The 15,416-nt window shown below is 43.5% G+C and carries 15 protein-coding genes and 1 other annotated feature; of the genes, 14 read left to right on the top strand and 1 reads right to left on the bottom strand.

Annotated features, from left to right (window positions below):
- Nucleotides 1-31 precede the first annotated feature (31 nt).
- A complete protein-coding gene (locus tag O3629_RS08890; protein ID WP_371609051.1) occupies nt 32-1,693 on the bottom strand; it encodes an NFACT family protein in 1,662 nt (553 codons plus the stop codon).
- Nucleotides 1,694-1,843: 150 nt separating this feature from the next.
- Nucleotides 1,844-2,075: a binding site (T-box leader), on the top strand.
- Nucleotides 2,076-2,207: 132 nt separating this feature from the next.
- Between O3629_RS08890 and trpX the strand changes: the two genes are divergently transcribed.
- The 14 genes from trpX (at nt 2,208) to O3629_RS08960 (ending at nt 15,373) form a co-directional block, all read left to right on the top strand.
- Nucleotides 2,208-3,209: a tryptophan ABC transporter substrate-binding protein gene (gene trpX / locus O3629_RS08895; protein WP_371609052.1), complete on the top strand. Its 1,002-nt coding sequence runs from the start codon at nt 2,208-2,210 to the stop codon at nt 3,207-3,209.
- A 123-nt stretch (nt 3,210-3,332) separates the two neighbouring features.
- Nucleotides 3,333-3,752: a chromosome partitioning protein ParB gene (locus O3629_RS08900; protein WP_049482289.1), complete on the top strand. Its 420-nt coding sequence runs from the start codon at nt 3,333-3,335 to the stop codon at nt 3,750-3,752.
- 315 nt (nt 3,753-4,067) lie between these two features.
- Nucleotides 4,068-5,114, top strand: coding sequence for a phenylalanine--tRNA ligase subunit alpha (gene pheS, locus O3629_RS08905; RefSeq protein ID WP_371609053.1), 1,047 nt, complete (start codon nt 4,068-4,070; stop codon nt 5,112-5,114).
- Between the two features lie 2 nt (nt 5,115-5,116).
- Nucleotides 5,117-5,647: a GNAT family N-acetyltransferase gene (locus O3629_RS08910; protein ID WP_371609054.1), complete on the top strand. Its 531-nt coding sequence runs from the start codon at nt 5,117-5,119 to the stop codon at nt 5,645-5,647.
- A 67-nt stretch (nt 5,648-5,714) separates the two neighbouring features.
- Nucleotides 5,715-8,120, top strand: coding sequence for a phenylalanine--tRNA ligase subunit beta (gene pheT / locus O3629_RS08915; RefSeq protein ID WP_371609055.1), 2,406 nt, complete (start codon nt 5,715-5,717; stop codon nt 8,118-8,120).
- A gap of 234 nt (nt 8,121-8,354) precedes the next feature.
- Nucleotides 8,355-8,663 (top strand): hypothetical protein, encoded by a 309-nt coding sequence (locus tag O3629_RS08920; protein ID WP_024056335.1) that lies wholly within the window; start codon nt 8,355-8,357, stop codon nt 8,661-8,663.
- 13 nt (nt 8,664-8,676) lie between these two features.
- Entirely contained in the window at nt 8,677-8,886 is a 210-nt protein-coding gene (locus O3629_RS08925; RefSeq protein WP_024056334.1) for a helix-turn-helix transcriptional regulator, read from the top strand.
- A 1-nt stretch (nt 8,887) separates the two neighbouring features.
- Nucleotides 8,888-9,685, top strand: a complete 798-nt coding sequence (locus O3629_RS08930; RefSeq protein ID WP_371609056.1) for a DUF3169 family protein — start codon at nt 8,888-8,890, stop codon at nt 9,683-9,685.
- A gap of 11 nt (nt 9,686-9,696) precedes the next feature.
- Nucleotides 9,697-10,590 (top strand): ABC transporter ATP-binding protein, encoded by an 894-nt coding sequence (locus O3629_RS08935; protein WP_021153540.1) that lies wholly within the window; start codon nt 9,697-9,699, stop codon nt 10,588-10,590.
- The gene (locus tag O3629_RS08940; protein WP_155167559.1) at nt 10,587-11,801 is read left to right on the top strand and encodes an ABC transporter permease; all 1,215 of its coding nucleotides are present in this window, start codon (nt 10,587-10,589) and stop codon (nt 11,799-11,801) included. Before O3629_RS08935 ends, O3629_RS08940 begins: the two co-directional genes overlap by 4 nt.
- Before the next feature lie 97 nt (nt 11,802-11,898).
- Nucleotides 11,899-12,822: an aldo/keto reductase family oxidoreductase gene (locus tag O3629_RS08945; protein WP_155167561.1), complete on the top strand. Its 924-nt coding sequence runs from the start codon at nt 11,899-11,901 to the stop codon at nt 12,820-12,822.
- A 149-nt stretch (nt 12,823-12,971) separates the two neighbouring features.
- Nucleotides 12,972-13,547 (top strand): TetR/AcrR family transcriptional regulator, encoded by a 576-nt coding sequence (locus tag O3629_RS08950; RefSeq protein WP_371609057.1) that lies wholly within the window; start codon nt 12,972-12,974, stop codon nt 13,545-13,547.
- Nucleotides 13,544-14,224 carry an ABC transporter ATP-binding protein gene (locus O3629_RS08955; RefSeq protein WP_371609058.1) on the top strand — a complete coding sequence of 227 codons (681 nt, stop codon included), beginning with the start codon at nt 13,544-13,546 and terminating at the stop codon, nt 14,222-14,224. The genes O3629_RS08950 and O3629_RS08955 overlap by 4 nt, the downstream gene beginning before the upstream one ends.
- Nucleotides 14,225-14,227: 3 nt before the next feature.
- Nucleotides 14,228-15,373, top strand: a complete 1,146-nt coding sequence (locus O3629_RS08960) for an FtsX-like permease family protein (protein WP_371609059.1) — start codon at nt 14,228-14,230, stop codon at nt 15,371-15,373.
- Nucleotides 15,374-15,416: the final 43 nt, after the last annotated feature.

Consider the following 15,416-nt stretch of genomic DNA (forward strand, 5'->3'; position numbering starts at 1 on the left):
ATTTCTGTCCCACTCTCTTTGATTTTTGAAATCAGTCTGTTAGTTTCATGGCTTTGATTTTTTCTTCTTCTGGGGTGACCCGCAGAGTCTTCTGGCCGGTGTAGGTGACAAAGCCTGGTTTTCCACCTGTTGGTTTATTGAGTTTCTTGGCTTCGATCATATCTACTTGGACCAAGTTTGAGAGACGGGCCTTGGAATAGTAGGCGGCCAACTCTGCAGCATCGGTCTTCACTTCATCTGTCGGATCGAGATTTCCTGTAATGACGACATGGCTGCCTGGGATATCTTTGGCATGGAACCAGAGTTCGTCTTTTTTAGCGATCTTAAAGGTCAGTTCATCGTTTTGCAGATTATTGCGACCCACTAAAATGATGGTTTTGCCATCACTAGCCAGGTATTTCTCAGGTTTTTTCCGTTTATGAATTTTTTCACGGTTGCGCCGTTTGATAAAGCCGGTCTGGATTAACTCTTCACGAATCTCTGCCACCTCAGCCAGGCTCGCTTGAGAAAGGGCCGTTTCAACCGTTTCAAGATAAGAAATGGTTTCCTTGGTTTCTTGAATGAGGATGGTCAAATGTTTGACGGCTTCTTTTAACTTCTGGTAGCGTTTGAAGTAGCGTTGCGCATTTTGGTTGGGGGTCAGAGCCTTATTGAGTTGGATGGTGATGGGTTCGTTGGTATAGTAATTGTCCAGGACAACCTGGTCTTGGTCGTTTGGTACCTGATGGAGGAAAGTTGTCAGCAATTCTCCTTTTTGGCGGAACTCTTCTGCATTGTCGGTCGCTGCTAACTCGGCTTCTTGTTTGGCTAATTTTTTTCGGTTCTTTTCAAGATCGTTTTCGACCTTGCGGATCAATTCACTAGCCTGTTGTTGCACCCGATCGCGCTCAGCCTTGTCTCGGTAATAGTCATCTAGCAGATCGGAAAGTGTCTCAAAGGTTTGACTAGTGGCATCTTCAAAGGGAATAGCCGAGAAGGATTTGGTCGTTAGGCGTGGCTCAGTTGGAGCTTGGAAAAAGGCTCGGAAGGTTTTTAATTTTTCATCCGTCTCAAGTCGCTTGGCCAATTCTTGAGACGTATCTCGCCCCAAACCTTGGAAACATTTTTGAAGGTTCTTTGGGCTTAACTCTTCTTTGTGAAGAAGGGCAAAAAGGGCTTCATCTCCAATTGTAAAAGGATTAACCGCGTCTGTTTTCGGAGGCGCTACATAGGTCGATCCAGGGAGAATGGTCCGGTAGCTATTTTGTGAGAAGCCGACATGTTTAATGGCTTCGATGATTTTATTGCTGGTGCGGTCCAGGAGAATAATATTACTGTGCTTGCCCATGATTTCGACCATGAGGCTGACAGAAATGGCATCTCCAATTTCGTTTTTATTGGAGACACGGATTTCAAGAATCCGGTCGTTTTCCATTTGCTCAATCCCTTCAATGACAGCGCCTTGAAGATATTTGCGCATGACCATAATAAAGGTATTGGGAAAGGCAGGATTTTCAAAGTTGGTCTGGGTCCGTTGAATCCGTCCAAAGACAGAATGGGCAGAGAGCAAGAGTTTTTGGTTTTTCCGATTGCCTCGGATTTGGAGCACCAATTCTTGCTCGAAGGGTTGGTTAATTTTTTGAATGCGACCACTCAAGAGTTCGGCCTTCAATTCTTCCACCATATGGTGTAAAAAAAATCCATCAAAAGACATGGGATTCCTCATCATTCTAGCGTTTATTCTAGTAAATTATATCAAAATTAGAGCGGAAATCCCAGAAAGAAGCAAGAGGATGTAAAATAGAAAATGCGAACGTTTCCAAAAAAATACAGAAAAAGTATTGACATTTTTGAAAGAAAACTTTAAAATGTAAGAAATTAGAAAAGTAGTAAATGAAAGTTTCAAGAGAGCCCACGGTTGCTGAGAGTGGGTAGCGGCAGTTTATGAAATTGGACTAATGATGAGATGAATTTGAAACAATAAAAATTCGGTTGGCACACCTTATCGTGCAACTTGTTGCTAGACAAGACAGAGATATGGGGGAGACTATCCTTTTCCCATAAGTGAGGTGGCACCGCGATGACACGTCCTCACATAGCTTTTGCTATGTGTGGGCGTGTTTTTTGTTTTAGATGAGAAGGGAGAAAAGATATGAAGAAACGATGGCGTCGCAGTCTTTAGATGATGGAAAAAAAGAAGAAAATGAAAAATAGAAGAGGTATTAAAAATGAAAAATAAACGGTTAATGGGAATTATTGGTTTGATTGCAGCAGCAGTCATTGGGACAGCGATCTATTCAGCTACAGCAGGCAAAGACAACAAGGCAGCAAGCAGCAATGAAAAGGCTAAAGTTGGGGTCTTACAGCTGGTCAGCCACCCTTCGCTTGACTTGATCTACAAGGGAATTCAAGATGGTTTGGCTGAAGAAGGTTATGATAAGGATAAAGTGGACATTGATTACCTTAATGCTGAAGGCGACCAAAACAAAGTTGCAACCATGAGTAAACAATTGGTAGACAAGGATAACCAAGTCTTGATTGGAATTGCAACTCCATCTGCTCAAGGATTGGCTAGTGCAACAAAAGACAAACCCATCGTTATGGGAGCTGTCACTGATCCGGTCGGCGCAAACTTGGTCAAAGATTTGAAAAAACCAGGTGGCAATATCACTGGGGTATCTGACCACAATCCAACTGTGCAACAGTTGAAATTAATCAAAGAATTGACTCCGAACGTGAAAACAATTGGGATCCTGTACTCAACCAGTGAAGATAACTCCAAATCTCAAGTAGAAGAATTTACAAAATTGGCTGAAAAAGCAGGCTACAAGGTCGTTCCTTATTCTGTTCCTTCTACAAACGAAATTGCTTCCACTGTGTCTGTAATGTCAGGCAAAGTCGATGCCATCTGGGTTCCAATCGACAATACCATCGCTTCAGCCTTCTCAACAGTTGTCGAAGCCAACAAAACAGCTAAAAAACCAATCTTCCCAAGTGCGACAGCTATGGTAGAAGCTGGTGGTCTTGGTTCAGTCGTTGTCGACCAACACGATCTTGGAGTAGCAACTGGTAAAATGGCTGCGAAGATCTTGAAAGGTCAAAAACCTGCGGATACACCTGTTGAAATCTTTAGCCAAGGAAAATCTGTCATCAATAAAAAAGTCGCAGATGAATTGGGTATTACTATTCCAGAATCTGTCTTGAAAGATGCTGGACAAGTCATTAAATAAAAAGAAAACGAATCACAAGAATGGCGGGGGAATTTGGCTTTGGCAGGTCTTTAAATCGTGACCTTTGAAAATGTCTACCAGTGCCCAGAACCAACTTTTATACTCTTGGTAGAGGAGAAAGAAATGGAAGTCAAGATAACAGATCTTCATCCGACCCAACTTTATTTATCAGAAAAGAAGTTACAAGCTATCCAGATGCTGGATCAGTCGGCAGACATCATCAATGTGGATCCAATTAGTGTTCTTGCATTTGGAAATCGCTTCTTGATTACAGACGGGCATCACAGGGCTTATCAGGCTTTATTGGCAGGTCGGGATACGATTTCTGCTGAGTTTGATAGAGATGGTGGCGATGAATTGTATGCTCTCTATGCGCAAGCTTGCGAGGAAAGAAAGATATCCTCTGTTTTGGATTTAAAACATCGTATCTTACCTCAAGATGAGTATGAAGCAAAATGGTATAACTGGTGTGATGGTTTTAACCAAGCAGCAACTCTTCTATTGAAAAGGCAATCAGATGAAACAGACAAGGCAAATAGATAATGCACGGCCTCTTGTTCCTTTGTATATTGAAATTAGTCTCATCTAACTTGTTTTTTAACAAAAAATCTGCTAAACTAGATAGTAATCGAATAGAAATCTGCAAGACTAGTATCTCAAGGGAAGTGCGACAGGGAGAAGAGCCGTGACTGAAAGCTCTTTGCATGAAAGCTGAGTGAATTCACTTGCGTAAAGGATTTAGAAATTAAGGTCTGGTTTACGGATAAAAAACGGATGGTACCGCGTGTCAACGCTCCGAATGAGGGTGTTGGCGCGTGGTTTTTTCTATGTCTGTAGAGGGACCATGATGGAGGAAATATGTCAACGATTGAAGAACAATTAAAAGCGCTTCGTGAAGAAACGCTGGCAGCTTTGAAGCAGATTTCTGCTGAAAATAAAAAAGAGATGCAAGAACTACGGGTCTCTGTTCTTGGAAAAAAAGGATCTCTGACGGAAATTCTTAAAGGGATGAAGGATGTCTCTGCTGAGATGCGTCCGGTTATCGGGAAACACGTCAATGAAGCGCGTGATGTCTTGACGGCTGCCTTTGAAGAAACGGCCAAACTTTTGGAAGAAAAGAAAGTCCAAGCCAAATTGGCTAGTGAAAGTATCGATGTGACCCTTCCCGGTCGTCCGGTTGCTAGTGGTTACCGTCATATTTTGACCCAAACCAGTGAAGAAATCGAAGATATCTTTATCGGGATGGGCTATCAAGTCGTAGACGGCTTTGAAGTGGAGCAAGACTATTATAACTTTGAACGGATGAATCTGCCTAAAGATCACCCAGCGCGGGATATGCAGGATACCTTCTATATCACAGAAGAAATCTTGCTTCGGACCCATACCTCACCTGTACAGGCGCGGGCTATGGATGCGCATGACTTTAGCAAAGGACCATTGAAGATGATCTCTCCAGGGCGGGTTTTCCGTCGGGATACGGATGATGCGACCCACAGCCACCAATTCCATCAAATCGAAGGTTTGGTTGTTGGGAAAAGCATTTCTATGGCAGACCTTCAAGGAACGCTTCAGTTGATCGTGCAAAAGATGTTTGGTGCAGAACGCCAAATTCGTTTGCGTCCTTCTTATTTCCCATTTACCGAGCCATCGGTTGAGGTAGACGTTTCTTGCTTCAAGTGTGGTGGAGCTGGATGTAACGTATGTAAGAAAACTGGTTGGATTGAAATCATGGGAGCCGGTATGGTTCACCCACGCGTCCTTGAGATGAGTGGTATTGACCCAACAGTTTATTCAGGATTTGCCTTTGGACTTGGTCAAGAGCGTGTGGCTATGCTTCGTTACGGAATCAATGATATCCGTGGCTTCTATCAAGGAGATGTTCGCTTCTCAGAACAGTTTAAATAATCATGTTAGTTAGAGTAAAAATCGACCAGGCACAGACCCTGCGTGACCTAGAGGTGGAAACCTATGGGGATACCTTTGGTCCCTACATCGCTGATGCCGATATGGAAGATTATTACCAGACGGTTTTATCGCTAGAGCAAATCCAAAAGGATTTGGCAGAACCTGAATCAGAGACCTATTTTGTCCTTGATCACAATCAGGAAATTTGTGGTTTTCTCAAGTTTAACTGGGGAGAGGCACAAACAGAGCCAGTAGAGATGAACAATGCTTTTGAAATCCAGCGGATCTATGTCAAAAAAGAACATCATGGCAAGGGCTATGGCAAGGAAATGTTTACCTTTGCCTTGAAAGAGGCTCAAAAACGTGGATTTGACTGGGCCTGGCTGGGTGTCTGGGAACGAAATTATAAGGCCCAAAACTTTTACAAACAATTCGGATTTGAACGTTTTAGCGAGCACCACTTTATCACAGGGGAAACCGTGGATACAGACTGGTTGCTGCGCAAGCATTTGAAGGAGAATCCGCAAACTTAATTGTGGGTCCAAATTGAGAGAAAGGAATTGAAAAGGTCTCACCTAGTGGGATCTTACGATCAGAATTATGTTAGTATCATATAAATGGTTAAAACAATTGGTGGACGTGGATGTGCCATCAGAAGAGTTGGCTGAAAAAATGTCAACCACAGGGATCGAGGTAGAAGGTGTGGAATCACCTGCTGCTGGTCTCTCAAAAATTGTCGTCGGAGAAGTCTTGTCTTGCGAAGATGTGCCAGAAACTCATCTTCATGTCTGCCAAGTCAATGTGGGTGAAGAAGAAGCCCGTCAAATCGTCTGTGGAGCACCAAATGTTCGAGCAGGCATCAAGGTCATGGTGGCTCTTCCAGGTGCTCGCATCGCGGACAACTACAAGATTAAAAAAGGGAAAATCCGTGGTTTGGAATCCCTTGGGATGATTTGTTCACTTGGTGAATTAGGGATTTCTGACTCTGTTGTACCAAAAGAATTTGCAGATGGGATCCAAATCTTGCCTCAAGATGCTGTTCCTGGGGATGAAGTCTTCTCTTACCTAGACTTGGATGATGAAATCATCGAGCTTTCTATCACTCCAAACCGTGCAGATGCTCTTTCGATGCGTGGGGTAGCACATGAAGTAGCAGCCATCTATGACAAGGCAGTCAACTTCAAAGAATTTACTTTAACAGAAACAGACCAAGTTGCAGCGGATGCTCTTTCTGTCAGCATCGACACAGATAAGGCTCCTTATTATGCAGCTCGTATCTTGGACAATGTAACCATCGCACCAAGTCCACAATGGTTGCAAAACCTCCTCATGAATGAAGGCATCCGTCCCATAAATAATGTGGTTGACGTGACCAACTATATCTTGCTTTACTTTGGTCAGCCCATGCATGCCTTTGACTTGGATACCTTTGAAGGAAATGACATCCGTGTACGTGAAGCGCGTGCAGGTGAGAAATTAGTGACCTTGGATGGGGAAGAGCGTGAGTTGGAAACAAGTGACCTAGTGATTACGGTTGCTGACAAACCTGTTGCCCTTGCAGGTGTCATGGGGGGAGAGGCTACAGAAATCTCTGAAAAGTCTACTCGTGTAGTTCTTGAAGCGGCTGTTTTCAATGGCAAATCGATCCGTAAGACTAGTGGTCGCCTCAACCTACGCTCTGAATCATCTTCTCGCTTTGAAAAAGGCATCAATGTGGCAACTGTTAATGAAGCCCTTGATGCCGCAGCAAGTATGATTGCTGAATTGGCTGGTGCAACCGTACGTAAGGGCATCGTTTCAGCAGGCCAGTTAGACACTTCTGATGTAGAAGTTTCTTCTACTCTTGCAGACGTTAACCGTGTCCTTGGAACAGAACTTTCCTACGCGGATGTCGAAGATGTCTTCCGTCGTCTTGGTTTTGGCCTTTCTGGAAATGCAGAAAGCTTCACAGTCAGCGTTCCTCGTCGCCGTTGGGACATCACTATCGAAGCGGACCTCTTTGAAGAAATTGCTCGAATTTATGGTTATGACAAATTACCAGCAACCCTTCCAAAAGATGACGGGACAGCAGGTGAATTGACAGCGACTCAAAAATTGCGTCGCCAAGTTCGGACTATCGCTGAAGGGGCTGGATTGACTGAAATCATTACTTATGCACTGACAACTCCTGAAAAAGCAGTGGAGTTCACGACTGCACCAAGCAACTTAACGGAGCTCATGTGGCCAATGACTGTGGATCGTTCGGTCCTCCGTCAAAATATGATCTCAGGAATCTTGGATACTGTAGCTTATAATGTCGCTCGTAAGAACAAAGATTTGGCCCTCTATGAGATCGGAAAAGTCTTTGAACAGACAGGTAATCCAAAAGAAGACTTGCCAAACGAAATCAATAGCTTTGCCTTTGCTTTGACTGGCTTAGTTGCTGAAAAAGACTTCCAAACTCCAGCTGTTCCAGTTGACTTCTTCTATGCCAAGGGAATCTTGGAAGTCCTCTTTACTCGCTTGGGTCTTGAAGTGACTTATACAGCAACACAGGAAATCAAGAGTCTCCACCCAGGACGTACAGCCTTGCTCTCACTTGGTGACCAGGTGATTGGGGTCTTGGGACAAGTCCACCCTGTAACAGCTAAGGCTTATGACATTCCAGAAACCTATGTGGCAGAATTGAACTTATCTGCTATTGAAGCAGCTCTTCAACCAGCCGCAGCCTTTGTGGAAATCACCAAATTCCCAGCTGTGAGCCGTGATATCGCCCTTCTCCTCAAAGCAGAAGTGACCCACCAAGAAGTGGTTGATGCGATTCAAGCTGCTGGCGTGAAACGCTTAACAGATATCAAACTCTTTGACGTTTTCTCAGGTGAAAAACTAGGACTTGGCATGAAGTCTATGGCCTACAGCTTGACCTTCCAAAATCCAGAAGATAGCTTGACAGATGAAGAAGTCGCACGCTACATGGAAAAAATCCAAGCTTCACTTGAAGAAAAAGTCAATGCAGAAGTGCGTTAAGATGTAAAAAGATGAAACAGTTGAGAATTTCTCAACTGTTTTTTTCTTCCAGGATTTGCAAGTTATAGGCCTTAAAACCCTATAAAAATAAAGAAATTCCTTTAAGTACTCAAAATATCCATGTCAACCATCCTGCTATTATTGACAAATATTTTTATTTTTTTGACAAATATGCTTGTCAAAAAGAAAAAGAAGTGTTACAATGTTTTTAGTTGAAAGAAGGGGAGGTTTCTTATGGGAGCCATATGGATTCTATTTATCCCTTTTCTGGTTATCGTTTATGCAAGCTCAGAAAAGAAGATAAAAGGATTGAACAGACGCATCAGACGATTAGAAAAACAAGTGAAAGGAAATCAAGACATGTCTAGACTTTTAGAAGAATTGAAAGGCCAAACGGCCACTGTTACAGTAGATGGTGTTGGATTTGAGTATGAAATTATAGATATCGATGAAGATTGGGTCAAACTGACCCGTGTGATTCATAAACAACAGAGGGAAACCAAGTTAGTCCGTATCGAAGATATTCAAGGTATTCAACTATAAGGGGGCTGATGCCATGATTTTAAAAAATCGATTGAAAGAGCTGAGGGCGCGTGATGGACTCAACCAATCCGAGCTAGCCAAGCTAGCAGGGGTCTCGCGCCAGTCCATCAGTCTCTTGGAACGTGGTGAGTATACACCTTCTGTCATTATCGCCATGACCATTGCCCAGATCTTCAATGAACCAGTGGAGAATGTCTTTAGTCTAGTAGAGGGAGAAGAATAATATGAAAAAGCAACAACAAGAACGATCCGCTCGTTACCGGTTTTGGAGAAATGTCGGAATCATTACAGTTTCCGGCTTGATTGGAGGAGTCATTGGTTTTTTGACAGGCATGTTCGGATCCGAAAAACCCCTTGAAATCCAATCCTTCTTTAGTAAAGAAGGACTCCTTTGGGGTTCAATACTTTTGTTTCTTATCGTGTTTATGGTCACGATAGCCTTACTAATAAGCGCGAGAAAAGTCCATCAAAAAATGCTCCAGATAGAAGACGAAGAGGAAGCCTATCACTATGACATCCAGAAGGAAAAACTGTTTGGGTTAGCGACCATTTTTAAAGGAGTCATGATCTTGCCATACTTTTTAGTCATCATCTTTTATAGTCAATGGGTGTATATGGATAGACCTTCCACAGGGCACTTGGCTTTTATCTTTGGAGACTTTACCATGCTCTATCTCTTTCTTGTCTTGATTGCCCTATTTTTCCTATCGAATATCTTCTTTCGCAAGACCTTCCATCTGATTTATGGAAAACCGATTCCCCGCAATGCCAATGCCAAGGAAGTGCGTGAATTTATGATGAGTATGATGGATGAAGCAGAAAAGCAGATTAGCTACGAGGAAAACTATGAAATTATCATTAAGTTAAGCAATTATATCTTGCCGATTTCCTTAATTGCGATATTCTTAGTTGGCATTGCTTTCCATACAGATATCTTGTTAGCATTAGTAGTGGTATCACTGATTTATGTCTATATCTTGGTCTCTCAGTACAAGATTACCAAACGTTATTATAAAGAGTAGAGGAGTCATCCATGTTAGAAATTAGAAATTTAGAAAAAAGCTTTGGGAATAAGCAGGTTCTCTTCGGAGTAGATCTGACAGCTCAACAAGGGCATATCCTTGGCTTAGTTGGGAAAAATGGGGCCGGGAAAACAACTATTTTCCACAGTATCTTGCGCTTTTTGGACTACAGCGGCGAGATTCGCCTAGGTGGCAAAGCGATCACCCAAGAAACCTACAAGGAAATTGGCTATTTGCCAGAAGAACGTAGTCTTATGCCAAAACTCACGATTTTTGAGCAGGTCCGCTATTTGGCTGCCTTAAAAGGAATGAGCACTGCTGAGGTCAAGGAAAAATTACCGACCTGGATGGAAAAACTCCAAGTAAAAGGAAAATTGACCGATAAAATCAAGAGTCTCTCAAAAGGGAACCAACAGAAGGTTCAATTGATCATCACCTTGATCCATGAGCCTAAATTGATCATTTTAGATGAACCCTTTAGTGGCTTGGATCCGGTCAATACAGAAGTGCTCAAGCAGGTCATCTTTGAAGAAAAAGAGCGTGGGGCAACCATTATCTTTTCTGACCACGTCATGACCAATGTCGAAGAGTTGTGTGATGATATCCTAATGATCCGTGATGGTTCGGTTGTTCTATCAGGACCTGTCCAAGAGGTCCGGAATAGCTATGGCAAGACTCGCCTCTTTGTCTCTAACGACTTTAGCAAAGAAGAGCTAGAAGCTCTGCCACACGTGACCAAGGTCAGCATGACCAAGCAAGGGACTTGGAAGCTGATCTTGGATGATGCGTCAGCTGGTCCAGAATTATTTGACCGCTTGACCAAGGGCCACTACCTAGCAACCTTTGACCACCAAGCCCCAACTATTGATGAGATCTTTAAACTTGAATCAGGAGTAGAAGTATGAAACAGATGTTTGTCGTAATGAAAGAAACCTATATCAGACAAGTGAAATCATGGAGTTTCCTCTTCATGGTCTTCGGTCCCTTCCTCTTTTTAGGATTGAGCATTGGAATCGGTTATCTGACAGGTTCTTCTACAGATGCCAAAAACCAAGTGGCCTTGGTGACAGAAATTCCAGCTGTCAAAGAAAGTCTCAAAGGAACTGATGGCTTGACCTTGAACTACAAGGATGAAGCTGCAGCTAAAAAAGCCATCAAGGATGAGAAAGCAGCTGCTTACCTAACGGTCGATGAAAAAGATGGCCAGCTAGAAGCCACTTATGTGGGCGACCAAGCCATGAAAACAGATTTGAAATCGCTTGTCGCTGCTAAATTAAGCCAAGTCCAACAAGGGATCAATATGGCCCGTGCTAATCTAAGCAAAGAGCAACTGACAGCCTTGTCTCAACAGGTTTCTCTCAAAGAAAAAATTGATGAGAAAAAAGAAGGCTTGAAAATGGTGCAAACCATGGTTGCAGGTGGTCTAGGAATGTTGCTTTATATGATTTTGATCTTCTACTCGAGTATCACAGCCCAAGAAGTAGCCAGTGAAAAGGGAACTAAGATCATGGAAGTGGTCTTCTCTAGTATCAAAGCAACCGACTATTTCTTCGCACGCATGCTCGGACTCTTCGGAGTGATCTTTACCCATATTTTTGTCTATGTCATTGGGCTAGTAGCCGTTTGGATCTTTAGAGCAGATATCCCAGTTGTCAAGGATATTCTCGCTCCAAACTCTCCAATTACCCAACACCTAGCAGAAGCGATCTCGCTTAATACCGTCTTCTTCATTATCCTTGGGATCTTTATGTATGTGGTGCTCTCTGCCTTCTTAGGATCCACAGTAGCACGACCTGAAGATTCAGGAAAAGCGATTTCGCCACTGATGATGTTAGTCCTCTTTAGCTTCTTTGGGGTAACCACCTTGGGAAGTGCCGGTGATGTCTTCTTATTGAAGATCGGTTCCTACATTCCATTCATTTCAACCTTCTTCATGCCTTTCCGTACCATTAATGGATATGCGACTGGTCTTGAATCTTGGGCTTCATTGGGAATTGCGGTTCTCTTTACCATCGTGGGAACAGTTCTCATCGCTCGAATTTACGCGAGCTTAATCCTCCAGACCGATGACCTCGGACCGTGGAAGACCATCAAACGTGCTCTCAGCTATCGCTAATTAGATAAGCCCTCAGTTACAGCTGGGGGCTTTTTGATTGCAAATTGACTTTTGCAAGCCTTTTCACTACAATAGAACTACAGAAAAGGAGGCGGACATGAACTATATTGAGTTTGCTGAAAATGAGCGTCTGTCCACGATTGTCCTTGGGATGATGCGGATCAGTCAGATGAGTGAAGATGAGGTGGAGGCCTTGGTGGAGGCAGCTTTGTCGATTGGGATCAACACTTTTGATCTGGCGGATATCTATGGCGATGGCCAGTGTGAGGTCCTGCTGGGTAAGGTTCTCAAGCGTCGTCCGGATCTTCGGGACCAGATGTGGATCCAGTCCAAGTGTGGGATTCGCAAAGACGGCTTTACCTATTTTGATTTTTCCAAGGACTATATTTTGGACTCCGTCAATGGCATTCTCGAGCGTTTGCAGATTGAGCGCTTAGATAGTCTTCTCCTTCATCGACCGGATGCTCTCATGGAGCCTGAAGAGGTGGCGGCAGCTTTTGATCAGTTGGAGCAAGCGGGCAAGGTCCGTCATTTTGGGGTGTCTAATCAAAATCCTATGATGATGGAATTGCTTAAGACGGCTGTCAAACAACCTCTCAAGGTCAACCAGTTGCAGTTGAGTGCAGCCTTTACGCCGAGCTTTGAAGCTGGTTTTCATGTCAACATGGAAGGGCCTAAAGCAGCCGTGCGAGATGGCAGTGTCTTTGAGTATTGTCGCTTAACTGATACGGTGATTCAGGCCTGGTCTGTTCTCCAGCATGGCTATTTCAAGGGGAATTTTGTCGGCAAAGAAGAGTTTGCGGCTCTCAATCATGTCCTTACTGACTTGGCGAAGAAATATCAAGTTACACCGACAGCTATCGCCCTTGCTTGGGTCCTTCGCTATCCGGGTAAGATGCAGGCTGTCATCGGAACGACCAAGCCCCAGCATGTCCTTGAAGCAGGGAAAGCAGCAGAGGTGAATTTGACGCGCAAGGAATGGTACCAAATCTACTTAGCGGCGGGAAATGATTTGCCTTAGAATCTTGTTAGTAAACCAGATTCCACTCTTATCGGTGGACTGGTTTTTTGTTTTGTAGTATTCAGATTTATCTTGACAAGTCTTTCTATTTTATGGTATCCTTATATGCAACAAGTGTTGCGCAACAAATGTTGCGCGAAAGGAGTCTTATGCCACCAAAGGTTAAATTCAGTAAAGAGGCTATCATTGGGACAGCTTTACAATTGGTGAGAGAAGAGGGCATGGCTAGCTTGACAGCTCGAGCATTAGCGGAGAAGCTGGGAGCCACACCGAGAGTCATTTTTGGGCAATTTGCCAATATGGCTGAGTTACAAGCAGAGGTTATTGCTGCGGCGGAGATGGTCGTGGTGGAGTATATTCGCAAGGCCTTAGAAGATGAAAAGCCTTTTCGATCTGTCGGGGTTGCTTATATCCTTTTCGCCTCAAAAGAGCCCCAACTCTTTCAATTGCTTTTCCAAAATCCTAGCAAAGATCCGATTCGTCGCTTTCAAGATTTTCTTCCCATGAAGGATCATAGTTACCAATTGGTTCTAGATTCGATCGTTGCAGACTATCCTTTGACTGTTGAGGAGGCTGGTCGCTTGTACCAGCATCTATTTATCTACTCGCACGGGATGGCCTCTATGGTCGCTTCTGGTATTTATCAGTTCGGCATGGAAGAAGTGATTGGATTACTGACAGAGGTTTGTCAATCTCTCATCAAAGAAATGGTAGGAAAGAAATGATTCAACTAGAAAATGTGCACAAAAGTTACGGCCAAACCAAGGTTTTAAAAGGGATTGATTTGCTGATTCAAGACCAGGATGATGTGGTTATCCTTGGCCCTTCTGGATCGGGGAAATCAACTCTCTTAAACGTGTTATCAGGCTTAGAAAAGGTAGATGAGGGGCATATCCTCATTCAAGGACAGGATTTGTCTCAACTCACGGATGCTCAATTGACGGCCTTTAGACGTGAGAAGATTGCCTTTATTTTCCAGCAGTATTATCTATTGCCGAATCTAACGGTCAGACAAAATGTAAAGATGGGAGCTGATCTGGCAAACAATCATGATTTTTTGCAGATTATCGAGGATTTGGGGCTTGGCGATAAGCTGGACAAGTATCCGAGAGAATTGTCTGGTGGGGAACAGCAGAGAGTGTCCATTGCTCGGGCCTTGGCCAAAAAGCCAGAGATTCTCTTCTTAGATGAGCCGACGGGAGCTCTGGATGAAGAAACAGGGCGCAAGATTCTGGACTATATCTGGAAATTAAAGGAGAAACTGGGCTTTACCCTCATCATGGTGACGCACAACCAAAATATTGCGGATATGGCCAGAACCATCATTCGTGTCAATAGTGGCAAGATTACCGAAGTTGTGACCAATGATCAGCCTCAGACCGCTTATGAGATTGGATGGTAAGCTATGTTTTCAGTAAAAGATATTCGAAAATTAGTTGTCGTCAGTATCATTGGAGCTTGTGCGGTCTTTGTGGCCAATCTCTTCTTGAATTTTTACCTAGATATCGAGCAGTTGGAGATTTCGAAAACCAATCCCATGATTCAGACCTACTATGATGCCCAGGTTTCGCTTTCCTGGATGGTGGCCATGGTCAGTGGGGTCGTCTTGTCCTTGACGTCGATCCTTCTCATGTGTTTTTATATCAAACAATTTGTCGATGACCATAAGGAACAATTAGGGATTTTAAAGGCTTTGGGATACAGCAATGGCCAGTTGGCGAAACGATTTTGGGCCTTTGGACTCAGTTTTGGAGCTGGAGCGCTTCTTGGCTATTTCACTTCATTTCTCATGATGGGACATTTTTATGACTTCCGTAATGAGAAGGGGGTCCTGCCAGAAATCACCATTCATTTTCGTTGGCAGCTCTTGCTTGCTTTGGTGATCCTACCAACGATCTTCTTTATGCTTCTCGCGATTGGGTATGCTAGAAGACAACTACAAACGCCAGCGCTTCGCTTATTGAAAAAGTCCCCAAGGCCGATCAAGGTCAAAAGGAGCAAGCGGGCTCCTAAGAAAGAGAAAGGCTTCTTAAAAGAGCTGTCCTCATCACTGATTTGGGGGAGAAAATCGATCTTGTTTTTTGTGGTCTTTGGCTCCATGTGTTTTGCGGCCATGGTTCAATTGTCCTTTGGCTTAAGAGATTACACAGATGATATCATCCAAACCATGATGATCATGATTGGCTTGATCCTTTCTTTCTCGATACTCTTTTTGTCATTGGGGATTGTGGTCTCTGAAAGTCGCGAAACCTTGGCTCTTATGAAGGCTTTTGGCTACACCGATCGTGAATGCCAAAGTCATATTCTCGCTCCCTATCGTTTGTGGGCCTATCTTGGATTTGTTCTTGGGACGGTTTATCAATACGGTATCATGGAAATCTTGATCGGTGTGATCAAAGATACGGTTCCTGAAAAGATTGAGCATCACTTTGATGGGAATGTGTGCTTTTGGACTTTAATAGGTTTTGTGGTGGTTTATGAAAGCCTCTTTTATCTATCCAACAGAAAACTCCAAAAACAAACCATCAAAGAAGTGCTCTTAGCAGAATAAATAGAAAAGAGAGTGGGACAGAAATCGGTCATTCGTTAGAATT

The organism is Streptococcus sp. 27098_8_12, from assembly GCF_041432115.1.
GTDB classification, from domain to species: Bacteria; Bacillota; Bacilli; order Lactobacillales; family Streptococcaceae; genus Streptococcus; species Streptococcus parasanguinis_V.

Excerpts from the sequence above, each read along its gene's own strand:
- O3629_RS08890 (WP_371609051.1), bottom strand. The coding sequence starts at position 1,693 with ATGTCTTTTGATGGATTTTTTTTACACCATATGGTGGAAGAATTGAAG.
- trpX (WP_371609052.1), top strand. The coding sequence starts at position 2,208 with ATGAAAAATAAACGGTTAATGGGAATTATTGGTTTGATTGCAGCAGCA.
- O3629_RS08900 (WP_049482289.1), top strand. The coding sequence starts at position 3,333 with ATGGAAGTCAAGATAACAGATCTTCATCCGACCCAACTTTATTTATCA.
- pheS (WP_371609053.1), top strand. The coding sequence starts at position 4,068 with ATGTCAACGATTGAAGAACAATTAAAAGCGCTTCGTGAAGAAACGCTG.
- O3629_RS08910 (WP_371609054.1), top strand. The coding sequence starts at position 5,117 with ATGTTAGTTAGAGTAAAAATCGACCAGGCACAGACCCTGCGTGACCTA.
- pheT (WP_371609055.1), top strand. The coding sequence starts at position 5,715 with ATGTTAGTATCATATAAATGGTTAAAACAATTGGTGGACGTGGATGTG.
- O3629_RS08920 (WP_024056335.1), top strand. The coding sequence starts at position 8,355 with ATGGGAGCCATATGGATTCTATTTATCCCTTTTCTGGTTATCGTTTAT.
- O3629_RS08925 (WP_024056334.1), top strand. The coding sequence starts at position 8,677 with ATGATTTTAAAAAATCGATTGAAAGAGCTGAGGGCGCGTGATGGACTC.
- O3629_RS08930 (WP_371609056.1), top strand. The coding sequence starts at position 8,888 with ATGAAAAAGCAACAACAAGAACGATCCGCTCGTTACCGGTTTTGGAGA.
- O3629_RS08935 (WP_021153540.1), top strand. The coding sequence starts at position 9,697 with ATGTTAGAAATTAGAAATTTAGAAAAAAGCTTTGGGAATAAGCAGGTT.
- O3629_RS08940 (WP_155167559.1), top strand. The coding sequence starts at position 10,587 with ATGAAACAGATGTTTGTCGTAATGAAAGAAACCTATATCAGACAAGTG.
- O3629_RS08945 (WP_155167561.1), top strand. The coding sequence starts at position 11,899 with ATGAACTATATTGAGTTTGCTGAAAATGAGCGTCTGTCCACGATTGTC.
- O3629_RS08950 (WP_371609057.1), top strand. The coding sequence starts at position 12,972 with ATGCCACCAAAGGTTAAATTCAGTAAAGAGGCTATCATTGGGACAGCT.
- O3629_RS08955 (WP_371609058.1), top strand. The coding sequence starts at position 13,544 with ATGATTCAACTAGAAAATGTGCACAAAAGTTACGGCCAAACCAAGGTT.
- O3629_RS08960 (WP_371609059.1), top strand. The coding sequence starts at position 14,228 with ATGTTTTCAGTAAAAGATATTCGAAAATTAGTTGTCGTCAGTATCATT.